General features: G+C 43.4%; 20 protein-coding genes. All 20 read right to left on the bottom strand.

The window, feature by feature from the left end:
• Nucleotides 1-4: 4 nt before the first annotated feature.
• The 20 genes from pgsA to LOR49_RS06040 all read right to left on the bottom strand — a co-directional run bounded on the left by pgsA (nt 5) and on the right by LOR49_RS06040 (nt 21,932).
• Nucleotides 5-583: a CDP-diacylglycerol--glycerol-3-phosphate 3-phosphatidyltransferase gene (gene pgsA / locus LOR49_RS06135; RefSeq protein WP_240375726.1), complete on the bottom strand. Its 579-nt coding sequence runs from the start codon at nt 581-583 to the stop codon at nt 5-7.
• Between the two features lie 79 nt (nt 584-662).
• A complete protein-coding gene (locus LOR49_RS17615; RefSeq protein ID WP_240375378.1) occupies nt 663-1,568 on the bottom strand; it encodes a helix-turn-helix domain-containing protein in 906 nt (301 codons plus the stop codon).
• A 16-nt stretch (nt 1,569-1,584) separates the two neighbouring features.
• The gene (locus LOR49_RS06125; RefSeq protein ID WP_240375377.1) at nt 1,585-2,361 is read right to left on the bottom strand and encodes a YmfK family protein; all 777 of its coding nucleotides are present in this window, start codon (nt 2,359-2,361) and stop codon (nt 1,585-1,587) included.
• A gap of 244 nt (nt 2,362-2,605) precedes the next feature.
• On the bottom strand, nt 2,606-2,854 hold the full coding sequence (locus tag LOR49_RS06120; RefSeq protein WP_240375376.1) for a DUF3243 domain-containing protein: 249 nt from the start codon (nt 2,852-2,854) through the stop codon (nt 2,606-2,608).
• 99 nt (nt 2,855-2,953) lie between these two features.
• Nucleotides 2,954-3,673: an elongation factor P 5-aminopentanone reductase gene (gene ymfI, locus LOR49_RS06115; RefSeq protein ID WP_240375375.1), complete on the bottom strand. Its 720-nt coding sequence runs from the start codon at nt 3,671-3,673 to the stop codon at nt 2,954-2,956.
• Nucleotides 3,674-3,675: 2 nt separating this feature from the next.
• Entirely contained in the window at nt 3,676-4,968 is a 1,293-nt protein-coding gene (gene yfmH / locus LOR49_RS06110; RefSeq protein WP_240375374.1) for an EF-P 5-aminopentanol modification-associated protein YfmH, read from the bottom strand.
• Entirely contained in the window at nt 4,968-6,245 is a 1,278-nt protein-coding gene (yfmF, locus tag LOR49_RS06105) for an EF-P 5-aminopentanol modification-associated protein YfmF (RefSeq protein ID WP_240375373.1), read from the bottom strand. The genes yfmH and yfmF overlap by 1 nt, the downstream gene beginning before the upstream one ends.
• A 43-nt stretch (nt 6,246-6,288) precedes the next feature.
• Nucleotides 6,289-8,634 carry a DNA translocase FtsK gene (locus tag LOR49_RS06100; RefSeq protein ID WP_240375371.1) on the bottom strand — a complete coding sequence of 782 codons (2,346 nt, stop codon included), beginning with the start codon at nt 8,632-8,634 and terminating at the stop codon, nt 6,289-6,291.
• A 137-nt stretch (nt 8,635-8,771) separates the two neighbouring features.
• Nucleotides 8,772-8,984: a YlzJ-like family protein gene (locus tag LOR49_RS06095; protein WP_240375370.1), complete on the bottom strand. Its 213-nt coding sequence runs from the start codon at nt 8,982-8,984 to the stop codon at nt 8,772-8,774.
• Nucleotides 8,981-9,742, bottom strand: a complete 762-nt coding sequence (locus LOR49_RS06090) for a ClpP family protease (RefSeq protein WP_240375369.1) — start codon at nt 9,740-9,742, stop codon at nt 8,981-8,983. Before LOR49_RS06090 ends, LOR49_RS06095 begins: the two co-directional genes overlap by 4 nt.
• 124 nt (nt 9,743-9,866) lie before the next feature.
• Nucleotides 9,867-11,534: a ribonuclease J gene (locus tag LOR49_RS06085; protein ID WP_240375368.1), complete on the bottom strand. Its 1,668-nt coding sequence runs from the start codon at nt 11,532-11,534 to the stop codon at nt 9,867-9,869.
• A 531-nt stretch (nt 11,535-12,065) separates the two neighbouring features.
• Nucleotides 12,066-12,935 carry a 4-hydroxy-tetrahydrodipicolinate synthase gene (gene dapA / locus LOR49_RS06080; RefSeq protein ID WP_240375367.1) on the bottom strand — a complete coding sequence of 290 codons (870 nt, stop codon included), beginning with the start codon at nt 12,933-12,935 and terminating at the stop codon, nt 12,066-12,068.
• Nucleotides 12,936-13,024: 89 nt separating this feature from the next.
• The gene (gene dapG / locus LOR49_RS06075; RefSeq protein WP_240375366.1) at nt 13,025-14,221 is read right to left on the bottom strand and encodes an aspartate kinase; all 1,197 of its coding nucleotides are present in this window, start codon (nt 14,219-14,221) and stop codon (nt 13,025-13,027) included.
• 16 nt (nt 14,222-14,237) lie between these two features.
• The gene (gene asd / locus LOR49_RS06070) at nt 14,238-15,290 is read right to left on the bottom strand and encodes an aspartate-semialdehyde dehydrogenase (RefSeq protein WP_240375365.1); all 1,053 of its coding nucleotides are present in this window, start codon (nt 15,288-15,290) and stop codon (nt 14,238-14,240) included.
• A 134-nt stretch (nt 15,291-15,424) separates the two neighbouring features.
• Nucleotides 15,425-16,021, bottom strand: coding sequence for a dipicolinate synthase subunit B (locus LOR49_RS06065; RefSeq protein ID WP_240375364.1), 597 nt, complete (start codon nt 16,019-16,021; stop codon nt 15,425-15,427).
• Entirely contained in the window at nt 16,008-16,913 is a 906-nt protein-coding gene (gene dpsA / locus LOR49_RS06060) for a dipicolinic acid synthetase subunit A (protein ID WP_240375363.1), read from the bottom strand. Before dpsA ends, LOR49_RS06065 begins: the two co-directional genes overlap by 14 nt.
• A gap of 283 nt (nt 16,914-17,196) precedes the next feature.
• Nucleotides 17,197-17,442 carry a YlmC/YmxH family sporulation protein gene (locus LOR49_RS06055; RefSeq protein WP_240375362.1) on the bottom strand — a complete coding sequence of 82 codons (246 nt, stop codon included), beginning with the start codon at nt 17,440-17,442 and terminating at the stop codon, nt 17,197-17,199.
• A 31-nt stretch (nt 17,443-17,473) separates the two neighbouring features.
• The gene (locus LOR49_RS06050) at nt 17,474-18,709 is read right to left on the bottom strand and encodes a M16 family metallopeptidase (protein ID WP_240375361.1); all 1,236 of its coding nucleotides are present in this window, start codon (nt 18,707-18,709) and stop codon (nt 17,474-17,476) included.
• 35 nt (nt 18,710-18,744) lie between these two features.
• Entirely contained in the window at nt 18,745-19,701 is a 957-nt protein-coding gene (locus tag LOR49_RS06045) for a polysaccharide deacetylase family protein (protein WP_240375360.1), read from the bottom strand.
• A 125-nt stretch (nt 19,702-19,826) separates the two neighbouring features.
• Complete coding sequence (locus LOR49_RS06040; RefSeq protein ID WP_240375725.1) at nt 19,827-21,932, bottom strand: polyribonucleotide nucleotidyltransferase; 2,106 nt, start codon at nt 21,930-21,932, stop codon at nt 19,827-19,829.
• Between the last annotated feature and the right edge of the window lie 14 nt (nt 21,933-21,946).

Raw genomic sequence — 21,946 nt, 5'->3', positions numbered from 1 at the left:
ATTTTTACATTGATCCTTGAAAAACATGCTTGTTTTTTAAAAAGTAGTCTACACCCGATACAATTGTCAACATCACTGCTATCCACATAAGGATCATTCCTGCGGGTATATCCCAAATCACAAATGGCAGATCATGAAACAGCAGAACAGCTAATGCCGCCATTTGAAATACGGTTTTCCACTTACCCAATGGGCTTGCTGCAATCACATCGCCGTTTGCAGCCGCCACCAGCCTCATTCCAGTAACGGCAAACTCCCTGCTTACAATGACAATCGCCATCCACGCGGGCAGCAAATCTAATTGGATTAGCGATAAAAGAGCAGCCGTCACTAACAATTTATCAGCCAGTGGATCGAGGAACTTGCCAAAGTTGCTAATTAAATTATATTTCCTGGCTATGTAACCGTCGAGCCAGTCTGTAGCTGCCGCAAGTACAAACAACCCTCCGCCTACAGCATGAGACACGGGCAGCAAAGCGCCTGCAAACTCCCAGCTGCCAAACGGTAATGGAGTAAGCAACAAAACCATGAAGAGTGGAATAAGGCAGACACGCGCAATGGATATTTTATTTGGAAGATTCATCGTTTTCCCTCGTTTCCCGTCAAACACCCAAACAGGCAAATTAAAAATCCCCCGGGCACTATCTTAAGCCCGCGGGGTTTTATTGTGCGTTTCTATCCAAAATAAGATACTGATGGACTGAGCCCGTTGGATATTCGATCACTTCCCCATTCAAGCGAACTGTTACAACTGTCGAGTTACCGATGTTTATTTTTACGTAGTCACGATCGCTGTAATCAAGCTCGACACTTTCTCCTTCTTCAAGACCAGCAAAGGTTTCTATCACAGTGCCACTCTTATCCTGCACATCCAAATAAGAATCCCCGTTTAATTTAACTTCTACAACCAACTCTTTAAAATCAGAAACATCATAAACGGAACGCCGATTCTCCGATGAGACAAGCTCAGGCTCTTTCGTTTTGTCTTTCTCTTCTTCTATGTCTTCATCCATCTTATCAACTTCCTCATTCTGCTCTACCGATGCAGATGGATCATTTTTATCAGCATTGTCTATGTTTTCATCAGAGTCTTCTTTTTCAGCCTCGTCATTAGAATCCATTTCAATTGGCGGATCGTTCTCCGGAGAGACTCCGCTGGAATCATTGCCACCGCTTCCTTGCGCGAACAAATATATTGCCGCGGCGACTACAATCACAAACAAAATCACGAGGATGACTGGCAGGATTGTTGATTTTTTTTTCTTTTTTTTCACAACGTTGTTTGGTTTCATCCGTTCGGTACGCGAAGGCAAATCAGACGTTTGCTGCTTCGGCTGAGGAAGTTCTGAGCCGTATGTTTCTAAGACCTCATCCGCATTCAGACCGAGAGCTTCTGCATAACTTTTCACAAAAGCGCGGGCGTAAAACGCACCAGGTAGTGCATCATGCCGGCCTTCCTCAATCGCAGCAAGGTAGCGCTTTTGAATCTTTGTCAATTCCTGGAGCCGCTCTAATGATACTCCTTGTTGTTCCCTATTCGTTTTTAAAAACTGGCCTAGTTCAGACACTATTAACACCTACCACCTAACTGATATCGAAAGAAGAGAAACCCGTTTCGACAACATCATAAGTGATCTCCTCTTCATCATTATTGCGAAGCTCAATTATACAGTCAAAATCATCGAGTTTATACGATGACTCCCTCACAAATATATCAGGATGCTCGACTACTTTCACAGCGGGAAGCCTCATAATATCATCCACTAACATTCTATGTTTTTCCGGGGCGCGCATCATCGATACGATTCCATCGATAATATACACATGGCCACCTTCTAATTCGTCTTCCGCAAGCTGATGCCTTACCGTCTGCCGGAGCAAGGTTGACGAAATAAATGACCATCGTTTATTTGCACAAACACTGGCTGCGACGAGTGATTCTGTTTTGCCGACCCGAGGCATACCCCGGAGGCCGACCAGGTAATGCCGGTCCTTCTTAAATAGTTCAGCCATAAAATCAACCAGAATACCGAGCTCATCCCGGACGAAACGAAATGTTTTTTTCTGGTCAGAGTCACGTTCTATGTATCGGCCATGCATAACAGCTAAGCGGTCGCGGAGCTTAGGTTCCCTTATTTTTCGGACTGTTATATTATCAACTGTGTCGAGAATAGCTCTCAGCCGTTTAATCTGGTCATCGTGCTGACTGCGGATCAGCATGACACGACGTCGTACTTCCACCCCGTTAATGGAGACAATATTGATAGAAAGCTTCCCTAATAAAGAAGAGATATCGCCTAAAAGACCAGGGCGATTTTGGTGAATTTCATATTCTAAATACCATTCTTTTTTTTCAGCCATCCCTCTCTCTCCTCTACGTTAGGTCAATTTTCGTTAGTTGTTATTTTACGCTATTTTTATATATTTGAACAGACCTAACATTATTTTTGCCTGTTTTCAGCGAAGGCAAAGAAAAAGAGCTGCCCCTTTCAGAAAAGCAGCTCCGCCGTCGTGTATAAGCTTCGACTGCGACATTTTTATCCGGCCGAACACACGTAGGCCGGATAATCTGCTTCGCCCGAGACAGCCCCAATTCTTTCTTCTGTTATTTCGATTGAACTAATTTCACCATCATGTTTGCGATTGCTTCCTGTTCTTTTTCGTCGGCAACGTTCCAGAGGTCAGAAAGTACTCTTTCCTGTTCATTTTTAGGGTCGACTTCTTTTGCGAGGTAATCGCCGACTTGGTAAGCGACATCCGAGATTACATTCTCAGATACCCCTCCCTGTTTTGCCTGCTCGAGCTTGCCATCTAAAAACTGCTTCCATTGTTCCCAATTGTGTAATACTGACATATTCATAATCCCTCCTTAAAGGTATCGTCCCTTATAGGATGAGCAGAAGGATTTTTTTTATGCGAAAAACAACACGTAAGCCTTATTTTTTTCTGATGGCTACCAGCCCCCGTTTACATCCAATATGTGACCGTGAATATAACTGGACTTCTGGCTCACTAAAAACGAAACGGCTTTTGCTGCCTCTTCCGCTGTTCCAAAACGGCCGGAAGGAATTGCTTCTTTCAGGTCCGCCAAATCCTCTTTCGTAAAAAGGTGCATCATCGGTGTGTCCATCACTCCTGGGGCCACCGCATTCACCCTTACACCAGAACGGGCAGTTTCTTTCGCCAAAGCTTTCACGAATGCGTTCAAACCGCCTTTCATCGCCGAGTATGCAACTTCTAAAGCTGCTCCTCTTTCTCCCCAGATAGAAGAAACGAACACCATATTCCCATGTTTATTGAAAAGCATCCATGGTAGTAGCTTTTTTGCTGTCAGCATAGCATTTAAAAGATGAATGTGGGCAAGTTCATAAATTTCCTCGTCCGTAACATCTTGATAAAAACCATAATGAGAAGTGCCGCAATTATAAATAAGGGTATCAACAGGCGAGTGAAGCTGCTCACTCAACCGCTCTGCCCCTCCCTTTTTAGAAAGGTCAGCCTGTACGGAGAAAACAGGTACATCAAAAGCCCGGCATCGGTTCTGCACTTTTTTAACCGCGTCTTCAGAATGATAGTAATGGAGAAACAACGGCTTCCCTTCTTGGGCAAGTTCAACAGCAGTTGCACTGCCGATGGCACCGCTCGCTCCGGTGATCAATGTATATGCTGACATTTCTATTCGGCTCGCTTTTTTTCAATAAGAGAAACAGTGCGCTTTTCCTCTTCAAAATGGGTAAGCAGAAGATCCTTTATTTCTGCTTCGCTTATCTCTTCTAAGATCGTACTTGCCTCAAATAAATGCATATCGTAAAAGGCATAATGAGTATACGAATTTGCAATAAATTCCGGGGAGTTTAACTGCTTCAAGAAAGAACCAATTTTCTTTTTACGAACCCTTTCAAGCTCCCCCTCTGCAAAACCTTTCTGTTTGACCTCTGTTATCGTGTCAATTATACGCTTTTCCAGCTCTTCGGGATCCGGGGAATCTCCGCCAACAGCCATAAACGAAAAGGAGCGCTCTACAGATAATTCACTTGAAAACGAAGCGTCGATTAAACCATCTTCATACATGGATTCATATGCATCAGAACTTGCTCCGAACATCATTTCAAGAAGAAGCTCCATGGCGAGCTCATATCGCAGCAAATCACGGCCTGTTTTTTCTGGTGGCGTCACTTTATACCCAACCATACATTTAGGGGTGTTCACGCTCATCGATTGAACAGTGCGAGCCCGCACCACTTCCGGCGGTTCCTCCTCAAAAAACCTCTCAATCGGTTCCGGCTGTGAAAACGTTTTAGCTTCTTGGTTTTGTTTTACCAAATCAATAATATGGTCAGGGTCAGCGTCACCGACAACGAAAAGCATCATATTGGAGGGATGATAAAAAGTCTCATAACATTCATAAAGATCATCTTTTGTGATTTTCTGTATGGATTCTGCGGTTCCTGCAATGTCAATCTTTGCTGGGTGATGGTGATACAGATTGCCAAGCAGATTAAAAAATAACTGCCAATCTGCGTTATCTTCATACATCCGAATTTCTTGTTCGATAATTCCTTTTTCTTTTTCCACACTTTCCTCTGTAAAGTAAGGGTGCTGTACGAAATCAAGCAGTGTTTTCAAGTTCTCATCTACGTATTGTGTGCTTGAAAATAAATACGCAGTTCTCGTAAAGCTTGTAAAAGCATTTGCGGAGGCACCTTGTTCACCAAATGTATGGAACACATCACCTTTTTCATCTTCAAACATTTTGTGTTCCAAAAAATGGGCAATGCCATCCGGTACCAACACCGGTTTATCTTTACCAAGCGGAATAAAACGATTATCAATGGACCCGTAATTCGTCGTAAAAGTTGCGAATGTTTTATGAAAATCCTTTTTTGGGATCACATAAACCGTTAGACCATTAGGCAATACTTCTTTGAAGACTGTTTCCTGCAGCTGTGTGAATTCCATTGTTTCCATTAGTTAATTTCCTCCTCTCCATGTAAAAAATAAGTTGTATCCAGTGATACGTTTAGAGCGCAGTCGGTAATGTCTTGTTTGGTTACGGCGTCAATTTCCGCAAGCCAGCTCTCTAGATCTCTTTTTCTACCGCCAATCACTCCTTGATAGTATAAATCAATGAGGCCGCGTGCAGAGTCTGCGGTTTCTAAGAGCTGATTTTTCAGCATTTTTTTCGTTTGGCTGATGCTTTCTTCTGTAAAACTGCCTTCTTTTAATTCGGCGAGCTGCTGTTCAATGATAGAGGTAACCTTCTTATAGTTAGATGCTTCAATACCGGCAAAAGCAAGCAGCAAGCCTTTTTGGCTATCATAACGAGAAGCAGCATAATACGCAGCACTTTCTTTTTCACGGACATTCATAAATAATTTAGAATGAGGAAAGCCACCGAACAATCCATTCATTACCTGCATAGCTGCAAATTCATCGTCTGCAAACCGGATCGGCACACGGTAGCCGATATGTAGCTTCCCCTGTTGGATATCGTCCGTTTCTAATACTTCATCTGGCTTCGTTTTCACATGGTCAAGAGCAGGCGCCGGTGTATGAAGTTCTGGGTGGGAAGACAGAGAAAACACATTTCCAGCGTTCACCGCCTCTTCTTCCGTGATGTTTCCAGTAACGAATAAGCGTATATCGTCTTCTGCAAGCATCCGCTCATACTCTTCTTGCAAATCCTTTGTTGTTAAATTGTCAATCTGATCGAAAAATCCGTAGGCGTGGATTGCATACGGTTCACCTTTACACATTTCTTCAACAAGACGCTTATTGGCGTAACGGATTTTATCATCGTAGATGGATTCGATTTGCTGTTTCAATATCCGCTTTTCCTCACGAATAATTTTTTCTGAGAAATCCCCCTCCTTATCAAGGTAAGGATCTTCAAGAACACTTTTTAAGAAATCTGTACTCTTCTGAAAGAGCGGTGTATTATCTTGCAGGAATTTTTCGTTAGCTGTTTCCATCTTCATGGTGATAACATGCTCTTCGCCTCTTTTCTGTACTTCCATCATAAAAGATGCGCCGTACAGATCATCTAAATATCGGCGTATTTCCTTACGTGACGGCAACGTTCGCGTAGCACTCTTTAACACTTGTGCAAGTAAAGCTCTTGCAGTCACGGTCTCCTCCTCTAACTTTGTGCTGATTTGCAGGACGAGAGTAGTTGTTTTGTATTTAGGTGAAGGCAGTAAGTGGATAGCTAGTTTATTTACGTCTAAAACCTTTTCTTTGATCATTCCAGTAAACCTCCTTTATATACTAGTAACTCTTATTTTCTCTTTATTGGGAGTTCAGTTCCCTTTCCTGTTGTTCAGGATGCTCGCTTATTAACACTTCTCTTGGCTTGCTCCCCTCATATGGACCAACGATACCGCGCAGCTCCATTTCATCAATTAGGCGAGCAGCCCGTGTATAGCCGATTCGAAAACGGCGCTGCAGCATGGATACGGAAGCACTTTGCATGTGTAAAACCAGCTGGACCGCATCCTCGTATAGTTCATCTTGTACTTTTTCCGTAATTTCCGGTTTTTCATCTGGAATCATTTCTTCCTGGTAATGCGCCTTCTGCTGCGAGACAACAGCCTCTACAACCTGCTCGACTTCTTCATCAGAAACAAACGCTCCTTGAATACGGGTCGTTTTATTGGCGCCAACCGGATGGAACAACATATCCCCTTTTCCTAACAATTTCTCTGCACCGGCTGCATCCAAAATGGTACGTGAGTCCGTCTGGCTCGAAACGCCAAAAGCAATCCGGGAAGGAATATTCGCTTTGATGACACCGGTGATCACATCGACAGACGGACGCTGGGTTGCGATGATCATATGAATACCGGCGGCCCGTGCCATCTGCGCCAATCTCGTTATCGCATCCTCCACTTCCCCGGAAGCAACCATCATTAAATCAGCAAGCTCGTCAACAATCACTACAATATAAGGCAATGCCGGCTGTTTAGAATCCGACTGCTTATTTTGCTTGTTAATCGATTCATTATAGCCCTCAATGTTACGGACGCCGGCATGTGAAAAAAGATCATACCGTCTTTCCATCTCTGCGACTACTTTTTTCAATGCTTGTGCTGCCCGTTTTGGTTCTGTTACAACTGGAGCCAGCAGATGAGGAATGCCATTATATACATTCAGTTCCACCATTTTCGGATCAATCATCATCAATTTCACCTCATGGGGCCTTGCCTTCATTAAAATGCTCGTAATAATTCCATTAATACAAACACTTTTCCCGCTTCCGGTTGCACCAGCGACAAGTAGGTGCGGCATTTTGTGCAACGAAGCAAGGACCGGTTCCCCCGAAATATCCCGTCCTAGCGCGACAGAAAGCACATGATCATCTACTTGCGAACCTGCTTCGAGCACCTCCTTGAGCGTAACCATTGCTACTTCTTGGTTCGGAACTTCAATGCCGATCGCGGCTTTTCCTGGTATTGGTGCTTCGATACGGATCCCTTTGGCTGCCAATGCAAGGGCTAGATCATCGGCAAGGTTGACAATTTTACTTACTTTAACACCAGTATCCGGCTGTACCTCGTACTTCGTAACTGCCGGTCCTAAATGCACTTCATTCACACGTGCTTTCACACCAAAACTGTTTAATGTTTCTTCTAGTTTACGCGCATTAGAAGAGATTAATCCCCGTTCCTGACTTTGGCTGTTGTACTTTGGAGAGCCCAACAACGTAAGAGATGGGAGTTGATAGTCCTTGTTTTCTGTTTCATTCGCCATAAAAGCCGCTTCAACCTCAGGAATATCCTCTTCTGCAACGGTTGATCCACCACGATCAGGCTGTGGTTGTTGGGGCTGAGGGGCCTGAATTGCTTGTTCAGCAAAGTTATAAATAACCGGCTCAGGAGGTTCTTCTTCTTTTTGCTTCGGTGACTCTTCTGGTATAGAATTGGTTTTTGAATGCGGAACAGCAGACTGCCGAACAGCTTTTTCTTTTTCCTCTTTACGTTTACTAAGCCATGCTTCTTTTTGCTCTTTTATTTTTTTTCGCAGGTTCATGAATCCGGTTTTTAGCGAAGGGCCGGCCTTCTTTGACAAGTACTGAACCATATCTTGTATAGAAAGTCCTGTAATTAGTAAAAATGAAAGCAAGAATAATAAAACAGCTATAACACGCGTGCCTCCAGCGTCAAACAAGAAGCGGGTTAACACGAACAAGAGTGCCCCTGCCAGCCCGCCGCCAAGATCATCTACTGCCCCTTGATCAAATGGGTCAAGTATAAACAGCTCCCATGTCGTGACAAGTGCGGAGGTCTCTTCATATTTACCTTGTGCAGCCAGATTTTCAAACATTTGCACATGGCTCATTAACAATAATGTCAACACTGCCAGATAGAAGCCAGTAAGACGTTTGCCAATGAGGACAGGCATTTTTCGATAAATAATAAAATATGCTGCTATTACGAGCATTCCAAGCGTTAATACCGGATACCACTCTCCAGCAAACAGACGAAAGAGCGCAAGCGTCACTTCCCCGGCTCGTCCTAAATGAAAAAGAGCAAGAATTCCGATTGTGAATAAAAAAAGTCCGGTTAATTCATATTTCATTTGTTCCTGCCATTTTTTGTCTGAACGTTTTTTACGTTTTTTGGACTTTTTTGCCATTCCATCACCTCGTTCCTCTTGACCTTTCACTTTGTTATGTAAGCACAAAGCAGGCTGTCTCTCTGTATCGAACGAGACAGCCTTCCACTCTATTAGTATAGCACAAATTTACTTTGTTTCCTCCCAAAACCTAAATATTACGGATTCTTCCATTCAGCTCCTGGCTGATATTCGGCCCGTAAATAATCTTGTGGATCGGAGCTCTGAAGTGCGCACACTTCCCAGGCGTCTTCCGATGCTCTCCTAATTGTTATCGTACCATTTTTAATAGCCACTTCTTTTCGATTTTTCCATTCTGTTTCATCGCAAGGAAATACATCTTCCATCGCAAGCGGTGTGTAAATAATCATTGTAGCATCTCCCCATTCTGCTGCTTCTGTTCTTCAATAAGACTGTTCAGTTTCTGGAGGGCGCGACCAATCCCGCCTACTTCTTCAATCAAACCAAATTCAACCGCATCAGTGCCGATCACATTTGTACCAATATCACGCGTTAAATTGCCTTTCGCAAACATTAAATCTTTAAATTTCTCTTCTTCAATATTCGAATGCCGCGTTACAAACTTAATGACCCTTTCCTGCATTTTGTCCAAGTATTCAAACGTTTGGGGCACCCCGATAACAAGCCCTGTTAAGCGAATTGGATGAATTGTCATTGTTGCGGTTTCCGCGATAAGCGAATAATCTGCGGCTACTGCCATCGGGACACCGATTGAATGACCGCCGCCTAGAACTAAGGCAACGGTTGGCTTGCTCATGCTCGCGATCATTTCTGCCATCGCAAGCCCTGCTTCTACATCGCCGCCTACTGTATTGAGAGTAAGGAGCAACCCTTCAATTTTAGGATTTTGTTCAGCTGCCACCAGTTGGGGGATAATATGTTCATATTTTGTTGTCTTATTTTGAGGCGGAAGCTGCATGTGCCCCTCAATTTGGCCGACAATTGTGATGGAATGGATATTGGTGTTTTCCATCTCTGCTACATTCGTCTGTCCTAGTTCCTGGATCTTCTGTACGATATCCGATTTATTATTGCTGTCTGGATTTTGAGCCGGTTGTTCCGAATTTGATGTCGGTTGGGAAGACGAGGGATTTTCATACTCTGCCATTGTTAAACCTCCTTATTCGTCATTATTTCTTAGTATGACAATTACCTGGTTTATCATGCAGATTAATAAAAGCTGCCTCACAAAAAGGAATATATTCCTTTGTGAGACAGCTTCTGAATGAAAGCTATACTTCCATGATTATTGGTAAGATCATCGGACGGCGCTTCGTTTTTTCGTATAGATAGCGGCTCAAAACATCACGAATATTACTTTTCAACGCAGACCATTCTTTGATATTTTCATTCATGCATTTCTCCAAGGTAGCGGACACCTTTTTATTCGCTTCTTGAAGCAGTTCTTCCGATTCCCGCACATACACAAAACCTCTTGAAATAATATCCGGACCGGAAGCGATCCCTTTTGTTTTTTTGCTCAACGTCACAACAACGACAAGGATCCCATCTTCTGCTAACAAACGGCGGTCGCGCAAGACAATATTACCAACATCGCCTACTCCAAGACCGTCTATCAATACATTGCCAGAAGGTACTTTACCGCCTTTTCTCGCTTCACCATTCGTAAATTCCACACATTCGCCTTTCTCAATCAGAAAAATGTGTTCACGGGAAACTCCAGTTGTTTCCGCCAATTCTCCATGAGCATGTTGCATTCGAAACTCCCCATGGACCGGAATGAAATATTGCGGTTGCAGAATGTTCAGCATGAGCATGAGTTCTTCCTGACTAGCGTGTCCGGAAGCGTGCACATTTCTGTGGCCATACACAACCTCTGCCCCAATTCTATAAAGAAAATCAATAATCCGTGAGATCGATTTTTCATTTCCTGGAATCGGGTTAGCGGCAATAATGACGGTATCACCTTTTTCAATCGTAATCTGACGGTGAGCTCCTTTCGCCATTCTTGCAAGTGCCGACATCGGCTCCCCTTGACTGCCTGTACATAAAATCGTCACCTTCTCTGATTCAAAATCATTCACTTTATCAGTATCAATAAATAAGTCATCAGGATAGTTTAAATGGCCGATTCGACGGGCAATATCAATTACTTTACTCATGCTTCGACCGGCAATCGCAATTTTGCGGCCTTGCTTTTGGGAAGCATCAATGACTTGTTGAATACGATGGACATTCGAAGCAAAAGTTGTAACAATAATTCGACCTTCCGCTTCTTGGAAAACATCTTTAATTCCTTGCCCGGTTGCTGTTTCTGACAATGTAGTGCCAGGGCGTTCCGCATTCGTGCTGTCGGACAGCAAGCAAAGTACCCCTTCTTTTCCTAGTTCAGCCAGCTTGTCGACATCCGTGAAGCGGCCGTCTACTGGTGTTTGATCAAATTTAAAGTCACCAGTATAGACAATCAGCCCCTGCGGTGTGTGGATAACAATTCCAACTGAATCGGGAATACTATGGTTGACATGAAAAAAACTCACAGGGAGCTGACCAATTGTGATACGGCTGTTGTGATCCACGACGCGAAGGTCTGATTTTTTTTGCAGCCCTTTTTCTTTCAAGTGATCTTCCACAAGTCCTAATGTTAATTCTGTGCCGTATACCGGTACGTTTACTTTTCTTAATATATATGGCAGCGCCCCGATGTGATCCTCATGGCCATGAGTCAGAACGATCGCGCGAAACCGGTCTTTATTCTGGACGACATAAGAAATATCCGGAATCACAATATCGACACCAAGCATGTCATCCTCTGGAAACATCAATCCTGCATCTACCATAATCATATCTTTGTCCGTTTCAACGATGTACATGTTTTTGCCGACTTCTCCGACTCCGCCCAGCGCAAAAACACGTATGTTATCTAAAGAATCTTTTGACAACGTGTCTTCCTCCTAGTATTTGATTTTTATGTGTGATAATACGTTAACGTCAACTTCTGTTTAAACTGTACCCCGATTTTATTAACGATTTCGCACCCGAACAGATCACTTCACGTAAGTATAACGCAACCTAATTTGAAAATACAAGTAAATTACCCAGAAAGTGTGCATCAAGTTTTTCTCTAAATGGTTATGAGAACAATGCTTTCAACACTTTGTTTTTACACATCTACAACCAACTTCCAATCGCTCTGGGCGGACGCTTTCCGCGGGCAACGCTTCAGCTTCCTCGTGAGCAAAAACCGCTCACTGCGGGATCTTCAGCTGTTGCTTTTCCCTCTGGAGTCGCCGCCCGACGCTCTTTTCAGTCCACAACTATCAGTTTTCTTTTGAAGTTATCGAGTAATATTTTACATATACACCTAGAAAAACCCAGACGCATTTCTTGCGCTTGCCAAACAGCCTTTATTATTTTTTGTCGCAGGTAAGATTGTCGTTTTTTGAATTCAAACATAGTAAAAAGACCTGGCTTTAGGCCAGGTGAAATGTATCAGCTAATTCTTTTGTTTCCGAATCGCTTAAAGGCAGGAGCGGTGATCTCGTACAGTTCGCAATTAAGCCGAGACGAGCAAGCAATGCTTTTAATGGAACAGGGTTCGGAGCGGAAAAACAGGCATTCATTTTCGGCAGCAACTGTCTATGCGCCTGTGAAGCCGCTTGGACATTTCCATGAACAAAATGATCAATCATCTGTCTCATTTCGTTGCCGATTAAATGAGAAGCAACAGATACAACACCGGTACCACCCACCGACATAAGCGGTATTGTCAGCGAGTCATCCCCGCTGTATACGTGAAATTCATCAGGACTGTTTTCTACTACAGCCGCTACCTGCTCCAGGTCACCACTCGATTCTTTCACTGCTGTTATATTTGGTATTTTAGTTAATTGGATAAGTGTGTCTGCCTCTAAGTTGACGATACACCTGCCCGGTATATTGTAAATCATAAGCGGAAGTGTACAGGCCTCCGCAATGCTTTTGAAATGGTGGTACATGCCCTTTTGATTCGGTTTATTATAATAAGGCGTTACCGCCATAATGCCATCCACGCCGAGAGAAGCAGCTTTTTCCGTTAAGAAAACGGAGTAGGCGGTGTCATTCGTCCCGGTACCGGCAATTACCTGCGCACGCGACCCAGTAATTTCTTTTACCCTTTTAAACAGTGACATTTTCTCCTCCGTGCTTAAAGTCGGGGATTCACCGGTAGTCCCTCCGGCAACAATCCCCTCCGTTCCAGTTGATAATAAATGTTCAATAAGCGGCTCTAAAGCCGGAAGGTCCACTTCACCCTTTTCATTAAAAGGGGTGACCATTGCGGTTAGCAAGCGACCGAAATCCAATTACATCCCGCCCCTTTCTTGTTGTCCGCTTTCCATAGCGGGAAGCTGTCTCAGTCAGTATAATGACTCTCTGAAAGCTGTTGGCAGTATTATTGGGCGTTATCTAATTGGAAGACGTTGTGCAAAGCGCAGACCGCTTTTTCCATGTCTTCTCCCCTTACTAATACCCAAATCGTTGTATGAGAGTCGGCTGACTGATAAATTTGAATGTTTTCCTCTGTCAAAGCAGCGACTATCTTAGATGCAACACCGGGCACTCCTGTCATACCAGCTCCAACAGCTGATACCTTGGCACATCCAGGAAGACAATGGGGCTCATAACCTTTATCTTGAAGAAGCTTCACTGCTTCATCTTTCCGTGCATCTGGAACTGTGTAAATCACGGACGACGGTTGAATATTAATGAAATCAACAGAAATATCTGCTTCTGTCATACTCTCAAAAACATCTGCCGATACATTCAGATTTTCTTCACTTTTCACTGTAATCTGAGTAATCCCCGAAAGATGGGCAATACTGGTGACAAGACGATTATTATACGATACACCTGCTGCAACCAACGTTCCTTTGTTTTCCGACAAGGTAGACCTTATCCGCATTGGAATCTTTGCTTGCATCGCTATTTCTACGGCCCTCGGATGGATTACTTTAGCACCTTGATTGGCAAGATTACAGATTTCTTCATACGTTACCGATTGGATCATGGCAGCTTTTTCAACAATACGTGGGTCTGCTGTCATAATCCCTTCTACATCTGTAAATATTTCAACTCGGTCTGCTTCAAGTGCTGCGGCGAGAGCAGCGGCCGTAGTATCACTGCCGCCCCGCCCCAGTGTCGTAATGTCACCTTGAGAAGTAGAGCCTTGAAAACCGGCAACAACGACGACATCCGTATTTTCCAGTGCTTTCTGTAATCCTTGGCATTCCATGTTCATGATACGGGCTTCCCCAAAAGCATCATTGGTGCGAATGCCTGCCTGTGCACCAGTCATCGCCTGCACCTTAATACCAGACGAACGCAGCAAGTCTGTCAATACAACGGCCGATATGATTTCTCCGCAGGAAATAAGCAGATCGGATTCTCGTCGAGCGTGGTGGTAATTGTTATCGAGGAGGCTTAAGAGCGTATCCGTTGCATAAGGATCACCCTTTCTGCCCATTGCAGAAACGACAGCAACTACTTTCCTGCCCTGCTTCACTTCATGCTCGACATGATGCGCTGCGGCACGTCTCATTTCCTCATTACGAACAGATGTACCTCCGAATTTTTGGACAACGACGTTCATATCCCACCCCGCGACCTTATTTTTTTAGTAGATGAAGACGAACAACACTTTCGGCTATTTGTACAGTATTATAAGCCGCTCCTTTGAGTAAGTTATCTGAAACAACCCACATATGATAGGCACTGTTATTATCTAAATCACGGCGGATTCGTCCTACAAACACATCAGGAAGCCCTACGCTGTCCACAGCCATTGGATATTCCTGTTCGGATGGATTATCTTTTAACGTAATACCCTGCCCTTCGGCAAGCGTACGTTTAATGTCTTCCACATCCGGATTTCCCTTTTCTACTTCAATATAAACAGACTCAGAATGGCCAGTCTCCACCGGAAGACGAACACAAGTGGCCGCCACGGCAAGATCTTCCTCATTCATGATCTTTTTCGTTTCATTGATCATTTTCATTTCCTCGAATGTATACCCATTATCTTCAAACGTATCGATTTGCGGGATTGCATTAAAAGCAATCTGGTAATGTTTTTTTTCACTTCCAACAGGAAGGATGGCTGGTTTTGCCTCTTGCCCATTCAACACGGCTTGTGTCTGCTCTTTCATTTCATCAACTGCAGAAAGTCCTGCACCAGAAACCGCTTGATACGTTGAAACAATTACTTTTTTCAGGCCATATTTATCACGCAGTGGTGCAAGGGCAACGACCATTTGGATCGTCGAACAGTTAGGATTTGCGATAATGCCGTTGTGCTTTTCAAGTGCTGCTTCATTTACTTCAGGGACAACGAGCGGAACATTGTCATCCATACGGTATGCACTCGTATTGTCAATGACAACCGTTCCTCTTTTAACCGCTTCAGGAGCAAGCTGCTTAGAGATAGAGCCGCCTGCCGAGAAGAGGCCGATGTCAATCCCTTCAAATGATTCAGGTTTAGCTTCTTCTACAATATAATCTTTACCTTTAAAAGACAGCTTTTTTCCGGCAGAACGTTTTGAGGATAATAGTTTTAATTCCTTAATAGGAAAATCTCTCTTTTCCAGTGTTTTCAAAATTTGTTGACCTACTGCTCCAGTCGCACCTAATACGGCAACTGAATATCCTGTTTGATTAGCCATTTCAAAAATGCTCCTTCCAACTTTTCATTTACTTCCAATTCTAGCTTTTGCATAAGAGTAAAGGAAGCTGCTATTTTTTCTTTATCTAGTTTACCATAAAAGATGCTAGCATAATTAGCAACAGGAAAGAGCGGCTAATCTTTATACTTTTCTACTATTACAGGCTGATACTGGCGTCCAGACAGTGCTTCTTCCAAAGTCGGCGCAATTGCTTCCATTCTTGCTACTAATGACGTTGGCTTTTTGTCCGGATTATCTTGGCCAAAAGGGACAAAATAAATGTTTTTGGCGCCCATCAGTTTCATAATATTTGAGCCATTCAAACCAAGGGCGTCATTTGTAGAAATAGCTAATACGACCGGGTTGCTGTTACGAAGGGTTGCTTTCGCTGCCATAAGCACTGGTGAATCGGTAATAGCATTTGCGAATCTGCTAATTGAATTTCCTGTCATCGGTGCGATTACCATCGCATCGAGTGGTATTTTCGGTCCAAATGGTTCTGCTTTGACGATAGAATCAATAACGTCTTCTTTTCCTGATGCCTTCTGAATTGCATTCAGCCATTTTTCGGCTGCCCCAAATTTGGTATCCGTTTTTAATACTGTTGGTGTGATAAAGGGGTAGACATCCGCCCCTTTATCACGCAGTTCTTTCATGTAAGGGATTGCTTCTTCCAGCGTGCAATGAGATCCTGTAACACCAAAGCCAATTCTTTTATTATGAAACGGCATTTCCATCCTCCTTTGTTGTTCCCTGTTCCGCGAGCAGCTGTGTAATTACATTAGCCAATATTTGACCGGCTGTTTTTGGAGCAACAGCTCCTGGCAGTCCCGGAGCGAGCAGCGCTTTAATGCCTCTTTGTTTTGCATACTTAAAATCTGTTCCTCCGGGATAGGAAGCAACGTCAATAATGAGACAATGAGACGGCATTTGAACAATAGTCTCTTCTTTTAAAACAGGTGCCGGAATCGTATTAATACATATATCTGCTGATTCAATAATCGAGTTTAGTTCCCCAAGATCAAATGTTTCCATTCCTAGCGCTTGGGCTCTTGCCTTTTCTGCAGGTACCGCTGTGCCTACTTTTACATATGCACCAAGCGCTGAAAATGTGTGGGCAATTGTCAGGCCCGTGCGTCCTAAACCTAAGACAACCGTATTAGATCTATGAATAGTAATGTTCGTTTCACGGAGGGCCATTAATAACGTTCCCTCCGCTGACGGCACCGAATTATAGATGGCGACATCATCACGTTCGAGCAGTTTTATCCAACGACGCTTCCATTCCACTGTTACCTTTTCAAGCTGCTCTGTTTGAATTCCCGTCATTAATAAACAACTTTCCTTGGTCTGTTGCACCCAGGCTTCTTCCAACACAATTTCCATGGACGAAAACTGCGCTTCCACTGTATTCCCTTTTTTCAACCCGCTGACAGGGAGTAAGATCGCGTCAATTTGAGACCAAGGTACATCTCCATTTCCAGAGACCTTCACGATCCCAGCTTCTTCCCGATTCCAGCGGTCGAATCCAATTAGAAATACAGTTACACCTGCTTCCCGCAAACTTAGCGCAATTTCAACCTGACGAGCATCTCCTCCAATAATTACTGCTTTCTTATCCATGTTATTTCCTCCCCTTCACCCAACGGTCCACCTTTAATACTTTATGAGTTCTTAAAAAGATAGTGAAAGGTTATTAAAAAAAAGTTAGGCAGCAGTAATTGCAAGTAGTGTTTTTATGCTCAATGCCATCATTTGAACGTTCTGTTCATAGGTCTAGAAAACAATAAAAAATTCGAAAATAAACGAAACAAAAGCACAAAAAAACTGTTTCAACAAATGCTCAAAGCTTTGCGCAAGCTTTAAGTTTATTGAAACAGTTATCTATGAGGAAGACAGATGGATGTTAGTTCGTAACATGATGCGGATCGATTATGATAAAGTCTTCACCAATTCTTTGGATGCTTTCCCATGGGATGACCCATTCTTTTGCCTTTTTACGAAAAGGGAGACTAGGGGCAGCAGGCAGAACAAGTGCCTCAATTTTTCCAGTTGTCTCATCAATAATGAGATCAATTGCTCCCGGGGCTCCCAACTTCTGACCAGCACGAGCATCAATCACTTCTTTATGGCTGATGTCACGGATACGCATGAGTCACCGTACTCCCTTCGGTGGAATAGTTTTAAAGAGACGATGGCAACTTGCCGTCGCGGCTTACCAGTGCAAGAGCAAAATCACGCCGAAACACTTCTTCAGCTACGTCATTGATATCACCGAAACTTACTCGGTCAATTGCGGCCATCACTTTGTCCAACGAGCGGTGGCAGCCAAACATCAACTCATGTCGGCCGTTTCGGTTCATCCGACTGTTCGTACTTTCCAGACTGAGTACTAAATTACCCTTTAATTGTTCTTTACCATTCTTTAACTCTTTTTCTGTCAGGCCGTGTTTGCGTAGAGTATTGATGCATGCCATCGTGGCATCAAACAATTGATCGAGCTGATCCATTCCTGTCCCGCCGTAGATCGTAAGCATCCCATTATCTTTAAAGGAAGAATGATAGGAAAAGACAGAATACGCAAGTCCTCTTTTTTCTCTAATTTCCTGAAACAAACGACTGCTCATACTCCCGCCAAGAATATTATTTAAGAGAATAAGAGCATACATGCGTTCATCGCCAGCGGCAAGCCCCGGATAACCGATACAGAGATGGGCTTGTTCTGTATCTTTTTGGCGGGTAATTTTGTTTGTATGAAAAGCCGGTTTTACTATTGCAGCCTCTGTATTAGCAGCCGGCAGTCCGCTAAACTTTTTTTCTAATTCCCTTATTAAATGGTCAGGGATATTTCCAGCGATCGAGATGACCACATTCTCCCCGGTATAAAACTCTTCCATATGATCAATGAGGTGCTGCTGCTCAAAAGAGGTTACCGTTTCTTCCGTGCCGAGTATCGGATTTCCTAATGGATGATTTCCAAAATAAGCCTCTCCTAAAATGTCGTGGATAATATCATCGGGCGTATCCTCTACCATTTTAATTTCTTCAAAAATTACGTTTCGTTCCTTCTCTAGTTCTTCCGGGTCAAAAGTAGAATGAAAGAACATATCCGTCAATACATCTAACGCAATATCAGCGTGCTGGTCCAATACCTTCGCATAAAAACACGTATACTCTTTAGAAGTAAAAGCATTCACCTGCCCACCAATTTTGTCAAAGCTTTCAGCTATGTCAGAAGGGGAACGTGTCGTTGTTCCTTTGAAAAACATATGTTCAAGAAAATGAGAAATACCATTTCTATGCTGTGCTTCAAAACGGGAACCGGATGCAACCCAAATTCCCATAGAAAGGGAGCGCACGTAAGGTATTGGCTCCGTCACGATGCGCACCCCGTTATTTAAAGTCATTGTTTGTACCAAATTGCAGTACCTCCTTCTAGATGACGGCAGCCTCCTTAATCTAAACGGGATTCATCAAGTAAACGGCTGACGGTATTTAATTGGATATTTTTTTCTTTTATTTGCTGGATCATCGATTTAAGCCCAGTTACAGCGGAATCTGTTGGGTGCATCAGTATGAGAGAACCGTTTTCCACTTTTGATGCTGTTCTATCAGCCATTTGGTAGGGATCAGGGTCTTTCCAGTCAATCGTATCGATCGTCCATAAAATGGTAGTCATATTCATACGATCAGCAATCCGCACAACTTCTTCATTATAACTTCCGGAAGGCGGTGCGAACAAGGTTGGTTTTACAGACAATACCGCTTCAATCGTTTCATTTGTCTGCTTGATTTCCTGTGTTATCCGTCCTTTTGAGATAGTGCTCATGTCCGGGTGGGAGTACGCATGATTGCCAACCTCATGCCCTTCTTCCAATATCATATTCGCTAGTTTCGGATTTTTCTGTACCCATTTCCCTTCCAAGAAAAAAGTTGCTTTTACTTTCTCTTCACGTAATATTTTTAACATTTTAGGGAGATGCTCTTCTCCCCATGAGACGTTAATTAAAAAGGATGCCATTGGCTTTGCCGGATTGCCTTTATAAAGAGGCGCCGGCGGTAAATCTTTCAGATGAACTTCTGGTGGAATTTCCTTAAAAATTAATTTATTTTTGTCAAATTCCCTTGATTTCTCCATCGCTTCATAAGAGGCTTTCATATCTACTACTTTGCCGTTATAACCTGGAATCGCTTTCCAAACCTTATCAACAACAGCATCTATTGGCGGTTCATTAAATGTTTCCGCAGCTTGTTCCAACTGATCGTATAATGAGGATTTCTCGGAATCAACCGGGGCCGTTGCTGCTGTTTGGCCATGTATGTAGGGGTCAGAATCAAAAGTTGCTCTATTTTGGGATACAAGAACCAAGATCAGAACAAATATCGTTAATGCGAATAATTGTTTTTTCATGTCATTCCCTCCTGTCCTTACTATATGCGAACAGGAAAGAATGAAGAACATATTTGCAGTTGATAGAATGGAAGCAAAAAGAACTTGGCCGCAGCCAAGCATCTTTTCAAGGATAGTGTATATCTTTATCTAGATTCGTTTTCGTTTTCGTTTTGTTCTTTAAGCAGTACTTTCCGAGATAAATTTACTCTTCCTTGCTTATCAATCTCTGTTACTTTTACCATGATCTCATCACCGATACTGACGACATCCTCCACTTTATTGACCCGTTCTTCAGCTAGCTGTGAAATATGGACCAATCCATCCTTACCTTTAAAAATCTCTACGAAAGCACCGAATTTCTCGATACGTTTCACTTTTCCGAGATAGGTCTCGCCAACTTTTACTTCACGGACGAGATCTTCAATTATTTTTTGAGCGTTTTTATTCGCATCGGCATCCGTAGAAGAGATATAGATCGTGCCATCTTGCTCTATATCAATTTTGACGCCAGTGTCTTCAATAATTTGGTTAATAACTTTGCCGCTCGGCCCAATTACGTCACGGATCTTATCAGGATCAATTTTCATGGTTAGAATTTTTGGTGCATACTCGGAAAGCTCACTTCGGAATTCGCTGATAGCTGTCAGCATATTATCCAGCACCTTCATACGGGCAGCACGAGCTTTTTCTAAGGCGTGTTCAAGGATCTCACGGTCAATTCCTGCAATTTTAATGTCCATTTGCAGCGCTGTGACCCCTTTAGCGGTTCCTGCGACTTTAAAGTCCATGTCACCAAGTGCATCTTCCATTCCTTGAATATCTGTTAATACCGTCACATCTTCGTCTTCCTTAACAAGCCCCATAGCAATACCTGCTACCGGTGCTTTAATCGGAACACCTGCGTCCATCATTGCAAGAATGCTTGCACAAATGCTCGCTTGTGAACTAGAACCGTTTGACTCCAGAACTTCGGAGACGAGACGAATGGTGTATGGGAAGTCTTTTTCTTCTGGGATAACCGGCTCCAGTGCTCTTTCTCCTAATGCACCATGTCCAATCTCACGGCGGCCAGGTCCGCGCATCGGGCCGGTTTCCCCGACACTAAAAGAAGGGAAGTTATAATGATGCATAAAACGCTTAGACTCTTCCATTCCAAGACCATCGATAATTTGCACATCACCTAAAGCTCCAAGTGTACAAACACTAAGTACTTGAGTCTGACCGCGAGTAAACAATCCTGATCCATGTGTGCGTGGAAGAAGCTTGACTTGAGAAGCAAGATCACGGATCGCATCAGGATGCCGTCCATCTGGTCGCCGTTTTTCCTTCGTAATCAGTTTCCGTGTCTCTTCTTTCAAGACGTTTTGCAATATTTCCTTCACTTCTTCTTGTTCTTCTTCGGTAAACTTTTCTGTAACAGCTGTTTTCACATCATCAATCGCTGCTTCACGGGCTTTTTTCTCCGTTACTTGCAGAGCCTCTTTTAAACGAGCGCCACCCAATTCCCGAACTTGTTCATCTAGTTCTGCACTTGGTAGTTTCAGCTCAATTTCCATTTTTTCTTTTATTCCGGCTTCATCTACGATTTTCTCTTGAAAAGCAACTAATCGTTTGATTTCGTCATGTCCAAACATAATAGCGGCAAGCATCACATCTTCAGGCACTTCTTCAGCACCAGCTTCCACCATATTAATAGCATCTTTCGTACCAGCAACTGTTAATTCAATGTCACTTTTATCCTGTTGTTCGGAAGTAGGATTAATAATGAATTCTCCGTCTACTCTCCCTACATTCACACCAGCTATCGGGCCGGCAAATGGGATGTCAGACAGCGAAAGGGCGAGAGATGAACCGAGCATCGCCGCCATTTCTGATGAGCAGTCTTGATCAACACTCATCACCATGCTGATCACTTGCACCTCATTCCTGAAGCCGTCTGGGAACAGTGGTCGGATCGGGCGGTCAATTAAACGACTTGTCAAGACAGCCGTTTCACTTGGACGACCCTCTCTTTTGATAAACCCGCCTGGTATTTTACCTGCTGCATATAATCGTTCCTCATAATTCACGGTAAGAGGAAAAAAAGGCAGATCTTTTGCTTCTCTTGAGGCTGTTGCTGTTGACAATACAGCCGTATCACCATATCTTACAAGGACGGAGCCGTTTGCCTGTTTTGCAAGTTGGCCTGTTTCAATTGTGAGCTCTCTTCCAGCCCAATCAAACGTAAAAGTTTGCGTATGTTGTTCCATATTCAAAGGATTTC

It is taken from the genome of Bacillus piscicola, assembly GCF_022458745.1.
Taxonomy (GTDB): domain Bacteria; phylum Bacillota; class Bacilli; order Bacillales; family Marinococcaceae; genus Alteribacillus_A; species Alteribacillus_A piscicola.
Note: the sequence above shows the minus strand (reverse complement) of the source record. Positions and strands in the feature narration are given on the sequence as shown.

Coding starts and splice junctions, on each gene's coding strand:
- LOR49_RS06125 (WP_240375377.1), bottom strand. CDS start 2,361: ATGGCTGAAAAAAAAGAATGGTATTTAGAATATGAAATTCACCAAAAT.
- LOR49_RS06045 (WP_240375360.1), bottom strand. CDS start 19,701: ATGAAAAAACAATTATTCGCATTAACGATATTTGTTCTGATCTTGGTT.
- yfmH (WP_240375374.1), bottom strand. CDS start 4,968: ATGGAAACAATGGAATTCACACAGCTGCAGGAAACAGTCTTCAAAGAA.
- LOR49_RS06040 (WP_240375725.1), bottom strand. CDS start 21,932: ATGGAACAACATACGCAAACTTTTACGTTTGATTGGGCTGGAAGAGAG.
- dpsA (WP_240375363.1), bottom strand. CDS start 16,913: ATGGATAAGAAAGCAGTAATTATTGGAGGAGATGCTCGTCAGGTTGAA.
- LOR49_RS06090 (WP_240375369.1), bottom strand. CDS start 9,742: ATGGCAGAGTATGAAAATCCCTCGTCTTCCCAACCGACATCAAATTCG.
- yfmF (WP_240375373.1), bottom strand. CDS start 6,245: ATGATCAAAGAAAAGGTTTTAGACGTAAATAAACTAGCTATCCACTTA.
- dapG (WP_240375366.1), bottom strand. CDS start 14,221: ATGAACGTCGTTGTCCAAAAATTCGGAGGTACATCTGTTCGTAATGAG.
- LOR49_RS06095 (WP_240375370.1), bottom strand. CDS start 8,984: ATGATTATTTACACACCGCTTGCGATGGAAGATGTATTTCCTTGCGAT.
- LOR49_RS06100 (WP_240375371.1), bottom strand. CDS start 8,634: ATGGCAAAAAAGTCCAAAAAACGTAAAAAACGTTCAGACAAAAAATGG.
- ymfI (WP_240375375.1), bottom strand. CDS start 3,673: ATGTCAGCATATACATTGATCACCGGAGCGAGCGGTGCCATCGGCAGT.
- pgsA (WP_240375726.1), bottom strand. CDS start 583: ATGAATCTTCCAAATAAAATATCCATTGCGCGTGTCTGCCTTATTCCA.
- LOR49_RS06055 (WP_240375362.1), bottom strand. CDS start 17,442: ATGCGTATCCGTGACATCAGCCATAAAGAAGTGATTGATGCTCGTGCT.
- LOR49_RS06065 (WP_240375364.1), bottom strand. CDS start 16,021: ATGCCGTTTCATAATAAAAGAATTGGCTTTGGTGTTACAGGATCTCAT.
- asd (WP_240375365.1), bottom strand. CDS start 15,290: ATGGCTAATCAAACAGGATATTCAGTTGCCGTATTAGGTGCGACTGGA.
- LOR49_RS06120 (WP_240375376.1), bottom strand. CDS start 2,854: ATGTCAGTATTACACAATTGGGAACAATGGAAGCAGTTTTTAGATGGC.